The sequence below is a fragment of the Mycobacterium paraseoulense genome (assembly GCF_010731655.1).
Taxonomy (GTDB): domain Bacteria; phylum Actinomycetota; class Actinomycetes; order Mycobacteriales; family Mycobacteriaceae; genus Mycobacterium; species Mycobacterium paraseoulense.
The window spans coordinates 4,978,217-4,994,093 of record NZ_AP022619.1 but is presented as its reverse complement, the minus strand read 5'-3'; the positions used below and the strand labels follow the sequence as shown (position 1 = coordinate 4,994,093).

The 15,877-nt window shown below is 67.1% G+C and carries 19 protein-coding genes; 2 read left to right on the top strand and 17 right to left on the bottom strand.

All coding sequences use genetic code 11. From position 1 onward, the window contains the following. Position 1: 1 nt before the first annotated feature. Complete coding sequence (locus G6N51_RS23280) at positions 2–979, bottom strand: DUF4436 domain-containing protein (RefSeq protein WP_083171568.1); 978 nt, start codon at positions 977–979, stop codon at positions 2–4. A 228-nt stretch (positions 980–1,207) separates the two neighbouring features. Further along, positions 1,208–2,098, bottom strand: coding sequence for a formylglycine-generating enzyme family protein (locus G6N51_RS23275; RefSeq protein ID WP_083171705.1), 891 nt, complete (start codon positions 2,096–2,098; stop codon positions 1,208–1,210). Between the two features lie 291 nt (positions 2,099–2,389). Between G6N51_RS23275 and pstS the strand changes: the two genes are divergently transcribed. After that, positions 2,390–3,517: a phosphate ABC transporter substrate-binding protein PstS gene (gene pstS / locus G6N51_RS23270; RefSeq protein WP_083171569.1), complete on the top strand. Its 1,128-nt coding sequence runs from the start codon at positions 2,390–2,392 to the stop codon at positions 3,515–3,517. 13 nt (positions 3,518–3,530) lie between these two features. Here pstS and G6N51_RS23265 read toward each other — a convergent pair whose 3' ends face one another. From G6N51_RS23265 to G6N51_RS23195, 15 genes are all read right to left on the bottom strand, one after another. Then, complete coding sequence (locus tag G6N51_RS23265; protein ID WP_083171570.1) at positions 3,531–4,466, bottom strand: DUF4436 domain-containing protein; 936 nt, start codon at positions 4,464–4,466, stop codon at positions 3,531–3,533. 43 nt (positions 4,467–4,509) lie between these two features. Continuing rightward, positions 4,510–5,139, bottom strand: a complete 630-nt coding sequence (locus tag G6N51_RS28920) for a hypothetical protein (protein ID WP_232078459.1) — start codon at positions 5,137–5,139, stop codon at positions 4,510–4,512. A 19-nt stretch (positions 5,140–5,158) separates the two neighbouring features. Then, the gene (locus G6N51_RS23255; protein WP_083171571.1) at positions 5,159–7,519 is read right to left on the bottom strand and encodes an arylsulfatase; all 2,361 of its coding nucleotides are present in this window, start codon (positions 7,517–7,519) and stop codon (positions 5,159–5,161) included. A gap of 116 nt (positions 7,520–7,635) precedes the next feature. Continuing rightward, positions 7,636–7,983, bottom strand: a complete 348-nt coding sequence (gene rpsQ, locus G6N51_RS23250; RefSeq protein WP_163750803.1) for a 30S ribosomal protein S17 — start codon at positions 7,981–7,983, stop codon at positions 7,636–7,638. Beyond that, on the bottom strand, positions 7,983–8,216 hold the full coding sequence (gene rpmC / locus G6N51_RS23245; RefSeq protein WP_067274850.1) for a 50S ribosomal protein L29: 234 nt from the start codon (positions 8,214–8,216) through the stop codon (positions 7,983–7,985). The genes rpsQ and rpmC overlap by 1 nt, the downstream gene beginning before the upstream one ends. Then, positions 8,216–8,632, bottom strand: a complete 417-nt coding sequence (rplP, locus tag G6N51_RS23240) for a 50S ribosomal protein L16 (protein WP_007167840.1) — start codon at positions 8,630–8,632, stop codon at positions 8,216–8,218. The genes rpmC and rplP overlap by 1 nt, the downstream gene beginning before the upstream one ends. A gap of 3 nt (positions 8,633–8,635) precedes the next feature. After that, positions 8,636–9,475, bottom strand: a complete 840-nt coding sequence (gene rpsC, locus G6N51_RS23235) for a 30S ribosomal protein S3 (RefSeq protein WP_083171572.1) — start codon at positions 9,473–9,475, stop codon at positions 8,636–8,638. Continuing rightward, entirely contained in the window at positions 9,475–10,041 is a 567-nt protein-coding gene (gene rplV, locus G6N51_RS23230) for a 50S ribosomal protein L22 (protein ID WP_083171573.1), read from the bottom strand. Before rplV ends, rpsC begins: the two co-directional genes overlap by 1 nt. After that, positions 10,038–10,319 (bottom strand): 30S ribosomal protein S19, encoded by a 282-nt coding sequence (rpsS, locus tag G6N51_RS23225; RefSeq protein WP_010908582.1) that lies wholly within the window; start codon positions 10,317–10,319, stop codon positions 10,038–10,040. The genes rplV and rpsS overlap by 4 nt, the downstream gene beginning before the upstream one ends. 21 nt (positions 10,320–10,340) lie before the next feature. Continuing rightward, positions 10,341–11,183 carry a 50S ribosomal protein L2 gene (rplB, locus tag G6N51_RS23220; RefSeq protein WP_083171574.1) on the bottom strand — a complete coding sequence of 281 codons (843 nt, stop codon included), beginning with the start codon at positions 11,181–11,183 and terminating at the stop codon, positions 10,341–10,343. Between the two features lie 29 nt (positions 11,184–11,212). After that, positions 11,213–11,515, bottom strand: coding sequence for a 50S ribosomal protein L23 (rplW, locus tag G6N51_RS23215; RefSeq protein ID WP_065441075.1), 303 nt, complete (start codon positions 11,513–11,515; stop codon positions 11,213–11,215). After that, entirely contained in the window at positions 11,516–12,169 is a 654-nt protein-coding gene (gene rplD, locus G6N51_RS23210) for a 50S ribosomal protein L4 (protein ID WP_083171575.1), read from the bottom strand. Beyond that, entirely contained in the window at positions 12,169–12,822 is a 654-nt protein-coding gene (gene rplC, locus G6N51_RS23205; RefSeq protein ID WP_083171576.1) for a 50S ribosomal protein L3, read from the bottom strand. The genes rplD and rplC overlap by 1 nt, the downstream gene beginning before the upstream one ends. A 15-nt stretch (positions 12,823–12,837) precedes the next feature. Then, a complete protein-coding gene (gene rpsJ, locus G6N51_RS23200; protein WP_003873519.1) occupies positions 12,838–13,143 on the bottom strand; it encodes a 30S ribosomal protein S10 in 306 nt (101 codons plus the stop codon). Between the two features lie 366 nt (positions 13,144–13,509). Continuing rightward, a complete protein-coding gene (locus G6N51_RS23195) occupies positions 13,510–14,166 on the bottom strand; it encodes a TetR/AcrR family transcriptional regulator (protein ID WP_083171577.1) in 657 nt (218 codons plus the stop codon). Between the two features lie 98 nt (positions 14,167–14,264). On the opposite strand from G6N51_RS23195, the gene G6N51_RS23190 reads away from it, so the two are divergent. Then, complete coding sequence (locus G6N51_RS23190) at positions 14,265–15,860, top strand: MFS transporter (protein ID WP_083171578.1); 1,596 nt, start codon at positions 14,265–14,267, stop codon at positions 15,858–15,860. The last annotated feature ends 17 nt before the right edge of the window (positions 15,861–15,877 follow it).

Below are 15,877 nucleotides of genomic sequence, written 5' to 3'. Positions count from 1 at the left end.
GCTAGTCCCCTTGCCGGATCCAGGCAAAGATGTACAAGCTCATCGCCGTCACCAGGGCCAGTAGCACCCATTGCACCAGGGCTTGGTCGATCCATGAACCGGGCGGTGGGCTGCCGGGAAGGATGGTGCGCAGCGGCACGACGGCAAACAACATCGCGGCGTACCACGTGCCGAACGGCGGCACGAACTTCCGCCTGCCCATCGCCATCGGGATGGCCACCAACAGCGCCACGGTCGGCAGCGCCATCAGGACAAGGCAGATAACCAGATCGAAGACGAGCGGCCCGTCGGCCCTTTCCAGGGTGATAACCACGTTGCCGGTATCCATGGACCGCGACGTCCGAAGGCCGCTCGGGTCGCGGACGCGCTCGACATTGATGCTCCAACCGTCCAATGATCCTGTTACCTCGACGATGGCCGGCACCTTCTTGCGGTTGTCACCGGAGCCCACGAACGCGTCGGCCGCGATCGGCTCGGTCTTGTACTTGTCGAATGGCCAGTTCCGGGGATTGCCGTGCGCCTCGATGGTGGTGGTGAGCTGCGCCGGAGCTTTCCCCCTGGGGTAGTTCAGATCCCCCAGGTCGCTCGTCGGATACAGCCGCACGGCGACGTCGTTGCCCAATACGTCGAATCGTGGGTCGTACTGGGCAACCCCCGGATAGACAAGCACGTTCACGGTGAGGCGATTCGCGACGGGTTTCAGCTCCTCGACGCGTAACTGCACGATGGTCGCGTCGCCCCCGCCCTGGCTCAGATCCAGAGGAGGGAGCGGACCCGATTCCCGCTGCAGCGCGTGGACGCCGAGCAGCGAGAGCGCATAGGTGATGAAGACGGTGACCAGAATGGCCACACCGATCTCGATCTGTGACTTCTTCAGCTTCGGTGGCTTTACCTGGCCCGCCGATTTTTTCCTCTTCTTTGCCGCCACGGCCGGCGCGCCGACCGGTGATTGGGGCGCCGCCGGCGCCTCAGACGTCATCGGTCGACCGCCGGGACCGCTTGCTGGGGCCGCGCGGGGATGGCTGCCGAGGTCCACTGTGTCGGGGCGCCACGTGGTGGGATGCTAGCGAACGGCCATGCTGATCGCGCGGCGAATTCCCATGTCCGCGTGCGCCCGGCGGTTCCGTCATCCGTTGGACATCATGGGTTCACCCGCCGGACGACGGCCCGGAAAGGCACCCCGGAGCGCGCCAGGGCGAACCGTTTGCTAGGGGGTCGCCGGGTCGGCCGCGCAGCGAAACCCGATGTGGGAGGTCGACGAGTCCTGCGACTGCGGCGACCGGGCCGCCGGGCGGTAGCGGTGGCAATACTCCGGCGCGCACAGGTGCGATCCGCCCTTGAGGACTTGGTTGACCGAGGGGTTCGGGGGTCCCGTTGGGGCGCAACAGGCTTTCGGCGGCTGATCGAGCCGGTGGTGTGCGGAGAACTCGGTGGCGGTCCACTCCCAGACGTTGCCGATCATGTCGAGCAGTCCGAACCCGTTGGGCGGAAACGCCCCCACCGGAGATGTCCCCACCCAGCCGAGCGCACCTTCGTTGCGGTAGGGAAAGTCGCCTTGCCAGGTGTTGGCCATCAGCCTGCCATCGGGCATGGCCTCGTCACCCCAGGAGTAGGTCGTCACGCTTCCGGCGCGCGCCGCATACTCCCATTCGGCTTCACTGGGCAGGCGCCGGCCCGACCAGCGGGCGTAGGCCGCGGCGTCCGGATAGGCCACCTGCACCACCGGATGGTCGGGACGGTCTGCGATGTCGCTGTCAGGTCCGAACGGATGGCACCAGCTCGACCCCGGCACCCAGTGCCACCATTGGCGCCAGTCACGCAGGTCCACCGGCCCAGGCGTCGGGCGAAAGACCATGGCACCCGGGCACAGATCATTGGGATCGGCCCCGGGGTAGAGCGCAGGGTCGATCGGTTGCTCGGCAACCGTCACATAGCCTGTGGCGGCGACGAATTCGGCGAACTGCGCATTGGTCACCGGGTGCCGCTCCATCGCGAACGGGCCCACGGTGACGGTGTGAATGGGCGCCTCTTCGGGGTAGAAGCTCGTCGAGCCCATGCGGAAAGACCCGCCAGGCAAATCGACCAGCTCGGTAAGCACCACCTCAGCGTAGGACTACCGCGAACCGCCGGTGCCGCGACCAGAGCAACGCGCGCATGCGCGGATAACTGTCGGGAGCCTCACGACCAAACGCGTCGTTCGCGGGACGAGATGAATCCCCTTACGCTCGAAGGGATTACCGCCGAACGACATCCGCTGTTCGCTTGGGCAAACCAGCCAGTTCACCTGAATTTGGTTTGCTTGCGCGTTCGATGACGGTAAGTCTCGACATGTGCCTCGTCGCCGCCGACGTCACACCCCCGGATCTATTGCCCGCAAGGAAATCATCAAGTGACGCGCAATCGATTGGCTGTCATCACGAGCACGCTGGCTGCGGGCGCCCTGGCGCTTACGGCATGCAGCAACGCTCCCGCGACGCTGCCGTATACCGCTGGGGCGAAGGTCAACTGCGGCGGTGACCAGAACTTGTTGGCCAGCGGATCGACCGCGCAAGCCAATGCGATGACCCGGTTCATCGCCGCCTACACCAAGGCCTGCCCCGGGCAGAACCTCAACTACACGGCCAACGGGTCCGGTGCCGGGGTCAGCGATTTCCTGGCCGGCAAAACCGATTTCGCCGGGTCCGACATACCGCTGACGCCCGACCAATACGCTGCCGCGAAGCGGCGATGCGGCGGTGCCGATGCGTGGAACCTGCCGGTGGTGTTCGGCCCGCTGGCCATCACCTACAACCTCGCCGCCGCCGATTCGTTGGTGCTCGACGGTCCCACGCTGGCCAAGATCTTCAACGGGGCCATCACGCGCTGGGACGATCCGGCCCTCACCGCGCTCAACGCCTCCATGCCGGCCGAGGACATCCACGTCATCTACCGCAGCGACGCCTCGGGCACCACCGACAACTTCCAGTCCTATTTGCAGGCCGCGGCCGGCGGGGCGTGGAACAAGGGCACGGGCAAGGCGTTCAACGGCGGTGTGGGAACCGGTGCCGCGGGCAACGCCGGCACCGCGGCGCTGGTGCGGACCACCGAGGGCGCGATCAGCTACAACGAGCTGTCGTTCGCGCTCAAGGAAGGACTTTTCGCCGCGGAGATCAAGACGCCGGCCAGCCGCAGGTCGTTACGGCCAGTCCGGATCGGCGCCGACGCGGTCGGCAAGACGATCTCCGGCGCCAAAGTCGTCGGCGACGGCAACAACCTCGTACTCGACCTCTCGTCGTTCTACAACCCGGCCCAACCCGACGTCTACCCGATCGTGTTGGCCACGTACGAGATCGTCTGTTCGACCTATCCCAGCGCCGACGTGGCCAAGGCGGTCAGGGCGTTCCTGCAGGCAGCGATCGGTCCCGGCCAGGTCGACCTCGCGAAGATCGGATACATCCCGCTGTCGGTCGACTTCCGGGCACGGGTCTCGAGCGCCGTCGACGCGATCGGCCCCGGCGACACATCGAACTCCGAGTAGCCGAGGGGCCTCGCTAGGCCCTCTTCGGCGTCTTCTTCTCGCGCGAACGCCACCAGGCGACGATGAACAGGGACATCGCGGTGACCAGTCCGATCAATACCCACAGCACGATGGCCTGGTCGATCCACGAACCCGGCGGCGGCGAACCGGGGAGGAAGTTGCGCAGCGGGACGACTGCGAACAGCAGCGCCGCGAACCACGTTCCCAACGGAGGCAGGAACGTCGTGCGGCCCAACGCCATTGGGATCGCCACCCACAACGCCAGCACCGGCAAGGCGATGAGGACCAGGCAGATGCCGACGTCGAAGATCAGCGGACCCTTGGACCGCTCCAACGTGATGATCACGTTGTCCTGGACGTCCGGGTTCGGGTCCTCCGGGTCGTGGACGCGGGTCACGGTGGCGTCCCACCCGTCGAGCTTTCCGGTCACCTCCACGCGGGCCGGAACTTTTTCGCGATTCTGACCAGAACCGGTGAACACATCGGCGGCAATGACTTCCGTCTTGTACGAGTCGAACGGCCAGTTACCGGGATCGCCGTGGGCCACCAGGCCCGTGCTGACTTGCGCGGGCGCCTTCCCGACCGGGTACTGCAAGTCCCCCAGGTCGTTCTCCGGGTACAGGCGGACGGCCGCGTCGGTGGTCAGCACACCGAAGTTCTTGTCGTACAGCGAGTCCTTCGGGTACACAAGCACGTTCACCGTCAGCCGGTTCGCGACCGTATCCAGCTTCTCGAGGTGCACCTGCACGACGCTGTCGTCGGCCTCGAGCTTGCTGAAATCCACCGGGGGCAGCGCGGGCGCCGACTTTGCCAGCAGGTGCACGGCGATCAGCGACAGCACGTAGATGACGATGACGGCCACAACGATGCCGAAAGCTATCGCGATTTGCCGGCCCCGGGGGGCGGCGTGCGCCGGCGGCGCGGGGGGCGCCGGAGTCCCGGCGGTCATTGAAGCATCACGGCCCAGATGCTAGCAGGGACAACGACAATTTTCATGGGATCGTGACGGCGAATTCCTGCATTACCGTGGATTTAGCCGCATCGAAACCCGGCGCTTTGCCGGGCCCCTGCAGATGGACGACCACGAGATATGTGTGGGTGTTGGTCCAGACATGGGTGATGCGGTCGGCGAATTCGTTTGCTGCCGCCCCGCCACCGGTACCGCTGAGCAACTGGCTGCTGTAGCCGCAGAACTGGGCCGCCGTGACGGTGACCTTGACCCCCGGGTCTGCCGTTCGCAGCTCGGCGGCGTAGCGCAGAAACGCCCCGCCGGGTTCGAGGTCGGTGCGGGCGATGGTCACCCGCACGGACATGCCGTCGGGCCCGGCCGACGTCAGCGCCACGTCACCGGTGCCCGGGGCCGAACTCCAGCCGTCCGGCAGCGCAACGGTGAGCACGGGCGCGACCGGGTCCGCCACCGAGGCCTTCGTCATGGAGCCGCTGGCGGGCGGCGGGAAGCACACCAGTGCATTGGGCGGAATGTGGTCGGGCAGCGTGGTTTCGACGCCGGGCACCGGCTCGGCCGGATCGGGCACCCGCGTGGTCGAGGTCGTCGACGACGCGGCCCCACCCGTCGCGGTGCCGGCGGTGGTCTTCTCGCAGCCCACCGCCGCGATCGCCAACGAGCACAGCGCTAAGACCTCAATCGCGCGAAAAGGCAAGCGCAATTTCGGCTTCCACGTCTACATAGGGCCGGCCGGACAGGTCGATGGTGACCTGGGTGATGGTGCCACCGGTGAACGAGAACGGCGCCTTGTAGCGGCTGCATACCCCCGACCCGCCGTTGCGCCCGACGGTGATGCCGGCGCCCGCGATCCCGAACGTTCCGGGATGCGTCTGCACGTCGGCGAGGGTGCCGACCACTTCGTCGTCGATGAACAGGGTGACGTCGCCGAGCGGCGTGTGGCTGTCCGGCACGGTTCCGGTCCGCGAATAGCTGACGCCGAACAGATGCTTGCCCAACGGCACCGCGCCCGACGAGGACACGGCCTGCTGCCGCTCGCCGAGGAAGTTGTAGACGTAGTGCAGGCGGCCGTCCTGGATGAACAGCACGTGCCCGCCGTGGGCGCCGCCCTGCTTGAAGAGCACGCCCTCCGCGCCGGTGGTATCCACGCTCACCTCGGCCAGCACCGAGAACGATCTGCCGCGGATTTCGGCGCCGGCGCCGATGCTCACGTCCGCACAGTCGGGATAGTAGATGTAGCTTGACCTTTCACCGACGAGGTACGGGCGGAACCGCGTCATCGTCTCCAGGATGTTGAGGTCCGAGAGCGGCAGCCCGTTGTATTTCTCGGCTTCGGAGAACCACAGCGCCTTGAGTTCCTCGAGTTTGTCCGGGTGCTCGGCGGCCAAGTCGTGGCACTGGCTGCGGTCGGCCTCGATGTGGAACAGCTCCCAGCGGTCGGCGTCGAAATGCGACCACCCGGCCGGGGTGGCCGCATGGATGGTGTTGGCGAACCAGCCCTGATGCCATATCCCCCGGGTGCCGAGCATGGAGTAGAACTGGGTCTGCTTCCCGGTGTCCGCCGACGGATCGGCAAGGGCCGCTCTGAAACTCACACCGTCCAGTGGTTTTTGGGCGATGCCCCGGACGGTTTCGGGCGGTGTCATGCCCAGCAGGTCGTAGACCGTGGGCGTGATGTCGCAGACGTTGACGTAGTTGTCCCGGATTTCCCCATGTGCCGCAACAGCGTTGGGCCACGAGATGATCGCCGTATCGGCGATTCCGCCCTCGTGCGACGCGTACCGCTTGTACAGCTTGTACGGGGTGTTGAAGGCCATTGCCCAGCCGATGGGGTAATGGTTGTAGGTCTGCGGGCCGCCGAGGTGGTCGAACAGCTTCATGCTCTCTTCGACGGTGTCGATGTAGCCGTTGAAGAACTTGCCCTCGTTCACCGATCCGTTCGGGCCGCCCTCCCCGCTGGCGCCGTTGTCGGAGATCACGACGATGAGGGTGTTGTCCAGCTGACCGGAATCCGCCAAATAGTCCAGGATCCGGCCGATCTGGGCGTCGGTGTAGCTCAAGAAGCCGGCGAACACCTCCGCCATCCGGGAGAACAGCTTCTTCTCGTCATCGTTCAGCGAATCCCACGGCCGCACGGTGTCCTGCAGCGGCCACGGCTCCCCCTGCGGCCCCTTGACGCCGGCGTAGGGGTTGACCGGCGACAGCTCGGTGTCGGGCGGCACGATGCCCATCGACTTCTGCTTTTCCAGCACGATCTCGCGGTAGGCCTCGTAGCCCATGTCGAACTTGCCGGCGTAGCGGTCGGCCCATTCTTTGAAGACGTGGTGCGGCGCGTGCCCGGCGCCCGGGCACACGTAACTGAACCACGGCTTGTCCGGCGCGATCACCTTGGCGTCGCGGATGAACTCGATCGTCTTGTCGGCGATGTCCTTCGAGAGGTGATAGCCGTCTTCCGGTGTGCCCGGCGGATTGACCGGGTGGTTGTCGTAGACCAGATCGGGGTACCACTGGTCGGTCTCGCCGCCCAGGAATCCGTAGAACCGCTCGAAGCCGCGCGAGGTCGGCCAATGTCGTTTCGTCGACGCCAGATTGGACTCTTCGAGCGGCGTCAGGTGCCACTTGCCGACGCAGTACGTGTTGTAGCCACGCTCGGCGAGCACTTCGGAGAGCAGGGCGGTGTCGAACGGGATGCGACCGTTGGCGTTGGGGAACGCGTCGGTGAACTCCTCGATGGTGGCCATGCCGACCGTGGTGGCGTTGCGACCGGTCAGCAGCGACGCCCGGGTCGGCGAGCAGAGCGCGGTGGTGTGGAATTGCGACAGCCGAACCCCACGCTCGGCGATGCGGGTCATCGCGGGCATCTCGACCAGGCCGCCGAAGCAGTCCCACGTCGCGATACCGGTGTCGTCCCAGACCAGGTACAGGATGTTCGGCGAGTTCTCCGGCGCGGTCGGCGCGGCGTACGGACCCCAGTCCGGCTCGGAGTCCCGGATATCCAGCTCGATCTTGCCCTGAAAGGCTTGGGAGTCAGTCGGCATGCGCCGAGCGTAGCGGCACGGTGAGCATTCCGATCCCTTTTCGCCGCCCCGTCACGCGGGGTAAAGCAAAACGCCCGAGACCATGGGGTCTCGGGCGTTTCGACGTCGCTTCGGGGCTACTTGGCCTTCTCCAGAATTTCGACGAGCCGCCACCGCTTGGTCGCCGACGTCGGCCGCGTCTCCATCAGGGAGACGCGGTCGCCGATGCCCGCGGTGCTGTTCTCGTCGTGCGCCTTCACCTTCGTGGTGGTACGAATGATCTTGCCGTACAGCGGGTGGCGCACGCGGTCTTCCAGCTCGACCACGATGGTCTTCTGCATCTTGTCACTCACCACGTAGCCGATGCGCGTCTTACGCCGCCCACGCACCTTCGGGTTGGCCGGCGTGTGCTTGGGACCCTTCTCTTTCGAGCCGGTGTCCTTCGCGGCCGCCGCCTTCGGAGTCGCCTTCTTCGCTTCTGCCATCACGATTCCTTACCATCCGGCCCGGAAGCCAGGCCCAGTTCTCGTTCGCGCAGCACGGTGTAGACCCGCGCGATCTCCTGCCGCACCGTGCGCAGCCGGCGGTTGTTGGACAGCTGCCCCGTCGCCATCTGGAAACGAAGGTTGAACAGCTCTTCCTTCGATTCGCGCAGACGCTCGGTCAGCTCCTCATCGGTGAGCTCACGCAGTTCGCCAGGCGAAATTCCCACTGCCATCAGAACTGATCCTCTCGGGTCACGATGCGTGCCTTGATCGGCAACTTGTGGATTGCGCGGGTGAGGGCCGCCCGGGCCACCTGCTCGTTGGGGTAGCTCAGCTCGAAGAGCACCCGGCCGGGCTTGACGTTGACCACCCACCATTCCGGCGAGCCCTTACCCGAACCCATCCGGGTCTCGGCGGGCTTCTTGGTCAGCGGCCGGTCCGGGAAGACGTTGATCCACACCTTGCCGCCACGCTTGATGTGGCGGTTGATGGCGATACGCGCGGACTCGATCTGCCGGTTGGTGACGTAGGCGTGCTCCAGGGCCTGGATGCCGTAGTCGCCGAAGTTCACCGCCGTACCGCCGCTGGCGATGCCGCGCTGGCGGGGGTGGTGTTGCTTGCGGTGTTTAACCCTGCGGGGGATCAACATGATTCAGCTCTCCGTGCTTTGCGGTTCTGCGGCGGGCGCGGTCTCCGCCGGCGCGGCCGCAGTGCTTTCTTCGGCGCCAGCGGCGGCGCGGCCGGCCTCGGTGCTGGTCGCCGTGGTGCCCGATGCACCGCTGCGCCGGGGACGGGTACCCGTCGGGCGCTCGCGGCGCGGACGGTCAGCGCCCGCCGGAGCGGCGGCGGCCAATTCACGCTTGCCGCCGACGATGTCGCCCTTGTAGATCCACACCTTCACGCCGATCCGGCCGAAGGTGGTCTTGGCCTCGTACAAGCCGTAGTCGATGTCGGCGCGCAGCGTGTGCAGCGGCACCCGGCCCTCGCGGTAGAACTCCGAGCGGCTCATCTCCGCACCGCCCAGACGACCCGAGCACTGCACCCGGATGCCCTTGACGTTGGGCTGACGCATCGCCGACTGGATGGCCTTGCGCATGGCGCGGCGGAACGCCACGCGGTTGCTCAGCTGCTCGGCGACGCCCTGGGCCACCAATTGCGCCTGAGACTCGGGGTTACGGACTTCGAGGATGTTGAGCTGAACCTGCTTGCCGGTCAGCTTTTCCAGGTCCGCCCGGATGCGGTCGGCCTCGGTGCCGCGGCGGCCGATGACGATGCCGGGGCGCGCGGTGTGGATGTCGACCCGGACCCGGTCGCGGGTGCGCTCGATCTCCACGTCGGCGATGCCGGCGCGCTCGAGGCCGGTGGACAGCAGCCGCCGGATCGCGACGTCTTCCTTGACGTAGTCCGCGTACTGCTTGTCCGCGTACCAGCGGGACTTCCAGTCCGTGGTGATGCCCAGCCGGAAGCCGTGCGGATTGATCTTCTGGCCCACTAGTCTGAGCCTCCCTTCGCCTCCGAGGTCTCAGCAGTTGCCTGAGAAGTCTTCGCCTCAGCGGTTTTCGCCGAAGCCTTCTTCGCAGGTGCCTTCTTGGCCGGCGCCTTGGCGGGCGCCTTGGAACCGGCCTTCTTCGCGGGCGCCTTCGCGGCGGCCTTGCTGGCTTCGGCGCGGCGGGCCCTCGTCGACTTCGCCGAACGCTCGTCCTTGGCCGGCCGGCTCTCCACCACGACCGTGATGTGGCTGGTGCGCTTGCGGATCCGGAACGCGCGCCCCTGGGCGCGCGGGCGGATCCGCTTGGCGGTCGGGCCCTCGTCGGCGTACACCGTGGCGACCACCAGCGTGGCCGGGTCCAGCCCGTTGTTGTTCTGCGCATTCGCGGCGGCACTGGCGATCGCCTTGGCCACCGGCTCGCTGGCCGCCTGCGGCGCCCAGCGCAGGATGTCCAGCGCGTCGGCCACCGACCGGCCGCGCACCAGGTCGATCACCCGGCGCGCCTTCGTCGGTGACACCCGCACGAACCGCGCCTTGGCGACCGCCGACGGGAATTCAGTTGAGGTCATCGCCGTTTGGCCTTCCGGTCGTCCTTGATGTGTCCCTTGAAGGTGCGCGTCGGCGCGAATTCACCAAGCTTGTGACCGACCATCGCCTCGGTGACGAACACCGGGACGTGCTTGCGTCCGTCGTGCACGGCGAAGGTGTGGCCGATGAAGTCCGGAATGATCGTCGAACGCCGCGACCAGGTCTTGATGACCTGCTTGGTGTTCTTCTCGTTCTGCACGTCCACCTTCTTCAGCAGGTGGTCGTCGACGAACGGGCCCTTCTTCAGGCTGCGTGGCATTGTTGGCTACTCCTCGAGTTCCTAGCGACCGTGCTTCTTGCCGGTGCGCCGGCGCCGGACGATGAGTTTGTTGCTGGCCTTGTTCGGGTGGCGGGTGCGGCCCTCCGGCTTGCCCCACGGGCTCACCGGGTGCCGACCACCGGAGGTCTTACCCTCACCACCACCGTGCGGGTGGTCCACCGGGTTCATGACCACACCACGGACCGAGGGGCGCTTGCCCTTCCACCGCATCCGGCCGGCCTTGCCCCAGTTGATGTTCGCCTGCTCGGCGTTGCCCACCTCGCCGACCGTGGCGCGGCAGCGCACGTCGACGCGGCGGATCTCGCCGCTGGGCATGCGCAGCGACGCGTAGGTGCCCTCCTTGCCGAGCAACTGGATGCTCGAGCCGGCGGACCGCGCCAGCTTGGCGCCACCGCCGGGCCGCAGCTCCACCGCGTGGATCACGGTACCGGCCGGGATGTTGCGCAGCGGCAGGTTGTTACCCGGCTTGATGTCGGCGTTGGCGCCCGACTCCACCACGTCGCCCTGCGAAAGGCCCTGCGGCGCAATGATGTACCGCTTCTCGCCGTCGAGGTAATGCAGCAACGCGATGTTGGCCGTCCGGTTGGGGTCGTACTCGATGTGGGCGACCTTGGCGTTGACCCCGTCCTTGTCGTTTCGACGGAAGTCGATCACCCGGTAGGAGCGTTTGTGGCCGCCACCCTTGTGGCGGGTGGTGATGCGGCCGTGCGCGTTACGGCCGCCGTGACCATGCAGCGGGCGCACCAAGGACTTTTCCGGCTCCGACCGGGTGACCTCGGCGAAGTCGGACACGCTGGAGCCGCGGCGGCCCGGGCTCGTCGGCTTGTACTTACGAATTGCCATGTCTAATCAGGTCTCTCTCTCGCGCGCGGCTAGGCCGGGGCCCCGAACAGGTCGATCGGCTTGCTCCCCGGTGCCAGCGTGACGATGGCCCGCTTGGTGCTCTTGCGCTTTCCGTATCCGGTCCGGGTGCGCTTGCGCTTGCCCTGCCGGTTCGCGGTGTTCACCGACGCGACCTTGACGGAGAAGATCTTCTCGATGGCGATCTTGATCTGCGTCTTGTTCGAATCGGGGTGCACCACAAAGGTGTACACGTTCTCATCCAGCAGCCCGTAGGACTTCTCCGAGATGACCGGGGCCAGGATGATGTCGCGGGGGTCGGTGATGGTCGCCATCTACGCCGAAACCTCCTCGGTGCTTGCCGTGTTGCCCCCGATGTAGGCGTTGAGCGCCTCGACGCTGAACACCACGTCGTCGGAGCGCAACACGTCATAGGTGTTGAGCTGGTCGGGCGTCAGGATGTGCACACCGGGCAGGTTGCGCACGCTCTTGGCGCCGGCCTCGTCACTGCGGCCGATCACGATCAGCACCTTCTTGCGGTCGGTCAGCGTGCCCAGAAAAGCCGCGGCGCTCTTCGTGGAAGGGGTTTGGCCGGCGACAATTTCGGTGACCGCGTGGATGCGGCCGTTGCGCGCCCGGTCCGACAACGCGCCGCGCAACGCCGCGACGATCATCTTCTTCGGGGTGCGCTGGGCATAGTCGCGCGGCTTCGGGCCGTGCACGACGCCACCGCCGGTGAACTGCGGGGCCCGCGTCGAACCCTGGCGGGCACGGCCGGTCCCCTTCTGCCGGTACGGCTTCCGCCCACCGCCGCTGACCTCGCCGCGGGTCTTCGTCGAGTGGGTGCCCTGGCGTGCCGCCGCCCGCTGAGCGGTGACCACCTGGTGCATCAGCGCGATATTCGCCGGGGCGTCGAACAATTCGGCCGGCAGCTCCACGGAGCCCTCGACCTTGCCGTCCGGCGTCTTCACGTCAATTTTGAGCGCCATTAGTTCCCACCTCGTTTGATCGCGCTGCGGACCACCACGAGCCCACCGGTGCGGCCGGGGACCGCGCCCTTGATCAGCAGCACGCCGTTCTCGGTATCGACCTTGTGCACCACCAGGTTCTGGACCGTCACCCGGTCATTGCCCATCCGGCCCGCCATCCGGGTGCCCTTGAAGACCCGGGCGGGAGTGGCGCAGCCACCGATGGAGCCCGGCCGGCGGTGCACCGCCTGCGCACCGTGACTGGCGCCCTGGCCGCGGAAGCCGTGGCGCTTCATGGTGCCGGCGAAGCCCTTCCCCTTGGAGGTTCCGGTCACGTCGACGTAGGCGCCGTCGGCGAAGATGTCCGCCGTCAGCTCCTGGCCGACCTCGTATTCGCTCGCCGCGGCCTCGTCATCCAGGCGCAGCTCGGCGAGGTGCCGGCGCGGGTTCACGCCCGCGGCGCTGTACTGACCGGTCACCGGCTTGTTCACCTTGCGGGGGCTGATCTCGCCGTAGGCCAGTTGAACGGCGCTGTAGCCGTCGCGCTCGGGGGTGCGGATGCGGGTGACCACATTGGGCCCCGCCTTGACCACGGTCACCGGGACAACCCGGTTGTTCTCGTCGAACACCTGCGTCATGCCCAGCTTGGTACCCAGAATGCCTTTTCTTGCCATGAGTTCACCAAGCCCCTACTGGATGTTGACGTCGACACTGGCCGGCAGGTCGATGCGCATCAGCGCGTCGACGGTCTTCGGCGTCGGGTCGAGGATGTCGATCAACCGCTTGTGAGTGCGCATCTCGAAGTGCTCGCGCGAGTCCTTGTACTTATGCGGAGAGCGGATCACGCAGTACACGTTCTTCTCAGTCGGCAGCGGCACCGGACCTACGACACTGGCACCCGTGCGGACGACGGTCTCGACGATTTTGCGCGCCGATGCGTCGATGGCCTCATGGTCGTAGGCCTTGAGCCTGATGCGGATCTTCTGTCCCGCCACGCTTCTCCTACCCTCACTCCACTTACAAAATCCGTGTCCGGACTTCGAATTTCTCAATCCTCAAGTGCTCCCGGCGCGCTGATCGTGCCCGAACCTGGGCCGATCGAGCGTCGCGCCGGATACTGCGCCGCTGTTTACCTGTCGTGGTCCACCGGCCCCCGCGGTCGGGCGTGTCACCCTCACGCAGCCTGGACCGCGGCGAAAATATGTCGCGCTCCAAGGATGGGACCGGACGCGCCCGTTTTGGGCGCTGGTCGTATGCCCGACCAGGCGCAAACCCGGCCCAAGGCAACCTGAACAGTATGCCCTAGATCGTGTGTTTGGCCAAATCTTGGCCGAGGCCCGCCGACCTGCCCTTTTGGGGCCTCAGGCGCCCGCCGATTCGACGCTCGCGCCGTCGGCCCGACTGTGTGCGCGCTGAACATAAAGGAAACCGTCGACCGCCGCGAGCGCGCACTCGCGGTAATCGAAGTCGGGAAGCGTGGACAGGCGCCCCAGCACCAGCGGGCCGATGAGCAGCGCGATGGCCCTGGACCGGTCCACCTCGCCCAGTTCGGCGGCCGCCGGGCTGTCGAAAATGGCGTCGAACGGGGCCGCGTACTGCTGGGCGATGCGCTCGCGCAGCGTGGTGATCGCAGCGCTGTCGGCGGAGTGACTGTCGCGAGGTTCAGGCATCTCCTCGAGATCCCGGCCCAGGGACAGCCACGACATGGCGGTCATGAGGGCGGGCGCCTGGGCCACCGACTCGGCCTGGGCCAACACCACCGCCACCAAACGGTCGCGCAACGACCCCTCAGCCGGCGGGCTGGGCGACGGCGGGATGAGGCTGTTGAAAGCCGCTGCGAGCAAATCGTTTCCGCTGGGGAAGTGGCGATACAGCGTGGCCCTGGCTACGTTGGCGGTGCGGGTGACCGCGTCGACGGTCACCGCGCTGGGCCCCCCGGAACGCAGTAACGACGCGGCGGCCTCGAGTAAGCGGGCACGCGAGCGCGCTGGACGCGGATCGGTAGTAGCGCCGGTAATTGTGACCCACCTCCCACGTTTGGGAACAAGACTATCGGTCTACCTACAAGACTATTGGTCTCGAAACTTCCCAACGCCACCGTGAGGAGGCGCATCACATGGTCGAAACCCTGGTCCGGCCCGACCAGCGTACTGATGCAGTCAGCATCGGCGGTAGCCCCCGAGCGCGAAACTGGACGTTGGCCGTCGCCTGCATGGGCGTCGCGCTGGTCGTCGCGTCGATGACGGCGTTGAACACCGCGCTGGGGGACCTCGCGGTGGCCACCTCGGCCACCCAGTCGCAGCTGAACTGGATCGTCGACGGATACACCGTGGCGCTGGCGTGCCTGCTGCTGCCGGCCGGCGCGATCGGCGACCGCTACGGCAGGCGCGGCGCGCTGCTGATCGGGCTGGTCGTCTTCTCGCTCGGCTCGATGGCGCCGGCGATGCTGCACAGCCCGGCGCAGATCATCGCCGGCCGCGCGATCGCCGGGATCGGCGCCGCCTTCGTGATGCCGGCGACGCTGTCGCTGCTCACGGTGGCCCATCACAAGGACGACCGGACCAAGGCGGTCGGGATCTGGGCCGGCACGGCCGGCTCCGGTGGCGTGCTGGGCATGCTCGGTTCCGGCCTGCTGCTGCGCTTTTGGGACTGGCACGCGATCTTCTGGTCCCTGGGCGCCGCCGGGCTGGTGATCTTCGCGCTGGCGTGCACCGTCGCCTCGTCCCGCGACGGTCGCGCACCGCGGATCGACTGGGTGGGCGCGGCCCTGATCGGGGCCGCCGTCGCGATCGCGGTGGCCGCCATCCTCGAGGCCCCGACCCGCGGGTGGAGTGAACCCCCGGTCTGGGGCGGGCTCGTCGCGGGCGCGGCGCTCGCCGCCGTGTTCGGTGTCGTCGAATTCCGGCTCGCCCGGCGCAACAGGCAGCCGCTGCTGGACGTCCGGTTGTTCGCCGACGCGAATTTCGCCACCGGGGTCGCCGCGATCGTCATCCTGTTCGGCGCGACGTTCGGGTTCTTCTATGTCGGCATGCAGTACGTGCAACAGATCATGGGCTACTCGGCCCTGGCGACGGCGATCTCCTTCGGCCCGTTCATGGTGCCGCTGGGCATTTTCTCGGCGCTGTCGTTCTGGTACGTGCCCAAGCTGGGCCTGCGGCTCGTGTTGTTCGTCGGCACGCTGCTGATGGCGGCCGGCTTCGCCTGCATGTACCGGCTGAACCTGCATTCGTCCTATACCGAGTTTGCCTGGCCGACAATGATATTGGCTACCGGCATCGGAATCTGCACCGCGCCGACGACGTCGGCGATCATGGGAGCGGTTCCCGACGAGAAGCAGGGCGTCGCCTCCGCGGTGAACGACACGTCGCGGGAGATGGGCGGCGCGCTGGGGATCGCGGTGGCGGGTTCCATTCTGGCCGGCCGCTATTCGCACGAACTTGCCCCGAAGCTGGGCGACTTCCCCGGGCCGGTGCGCGGCCCGGCGACCGATTCGCTGGCCAAAGCCGTCGAGGTGGCGAGCCGACTGGGGCCCCGGGGCCGCGAGCTGGCGGACATCAGCAAGACCGCGTTCCTGGCGGCCCTGCACGCCTCGACCGTCACGATGGCAGTGATCGTCGCGGTCGCCGCGGTGCTGATCGGGGTCTGGGCGCCCGGCCGCGACGGCAGGCAGCTACGGCCGGTACGTCGGATGTTGTCCCGGCGCCGTAGCTGACCCTGCCGCGTCCAATG

What these genes read in the sequence shown, in the direction of transcription:
- G6N51_RS23280 (WP_083171568.1), bottom strand. Translation starts at nt 979, where the DNA reads ATGACGTCTGAGGCGCCGGCGGCGCCCCAATCACCGGTCGGCGCGCCG.
- G6N51_RS23265 (WP_083171570.1), bottom strand. Translation starts at nt 4,466, where the DNA reads ATGACCGCCGGGACTCCGGCGCCCCCCGCGCCGCCGGCGCACGCCGCC.
- G6N51_RS23255 (WP_083171571.1), bottom strand. Translation starts at nt 7,519, where the DNA reads ATGCCGACTGACTCCCAAGCCTTTCAGGGCAAGATCGAGCTGGATATC.
- rpsQ (WP_163750803.1), bottom strand. Translation starts at nt 7,983, where the DNA reads ATGGCAGAAGCGAAGAAGGCGACTCCGAAGGCGGCGGCCGCGAAGGAC.
- rpmC (WP_067274850.1), bottom strand. Translation starts at nt 8,216, where the DNA reads ATGGCAGTGGGAATTTCGCCTGGCGAACTGCGTGAGCTCACCGATGAG.
- rplP (WP_007167840.1), bottom strand. Translation starts at nt 8,632, where the DNA reads ATGTTGATCCCCCGCAGGGTTAAACACCGCAAGCAACACCACCCCCGC.
- rplV (WP_083171573.1), bottom strand. Translation starts at nt 10,041, where the DNA reads ATGACCTCAACTGAATTCCCGTCGGCGGTCGCCAAGGCGCGGTTCGTG.
- rpsS (WP_010908582.1), bottom strand. Translation starts at nt 10,319, where the DNA reads ATGCCACGCAGCCTGAAGAAGGGCCCGTTCGTCGACGACCACCTGCTG.
- rplB (WP_083171574.1), bottom strand. Translation starts at nt 11,183, where the DNA reads ATGGCAATTCGTAAGTACAAGCCGACGAGCCCGGGCCGCCGCGGCTCC.
- rplW (WP_065441075.1), bottom strand. Translation starts at nt 11,515, where the DNA reads ATGGCGACCATCACCGACCCCCGCGACATCATCCTGGCCCCGGTCATC.
- rplD (WP_083171575.1), bottom strand. Translation starts at nt 12,169, where the DNA reads ATGGCGCTCAAAATTGACGTGAAGACGCCGGACGGCAAGGTCGAGGGC.
- rplC (WP_083171576.1), bottom strand. Translation starts at nt 12,822, where the DNA reads ATGGCAAGAAAAGGCATTCTGGGTACCAAGCTGGGCATGACGCAGGTG.
- G6N51_RS23190 (WP_083171578.1), top strand. Translation starts at nt 14,265, where the DNA reads ATGGTCGAAACCCTGGTCCGGCCCGACCAGCGTACTGATGCAGTCAGC.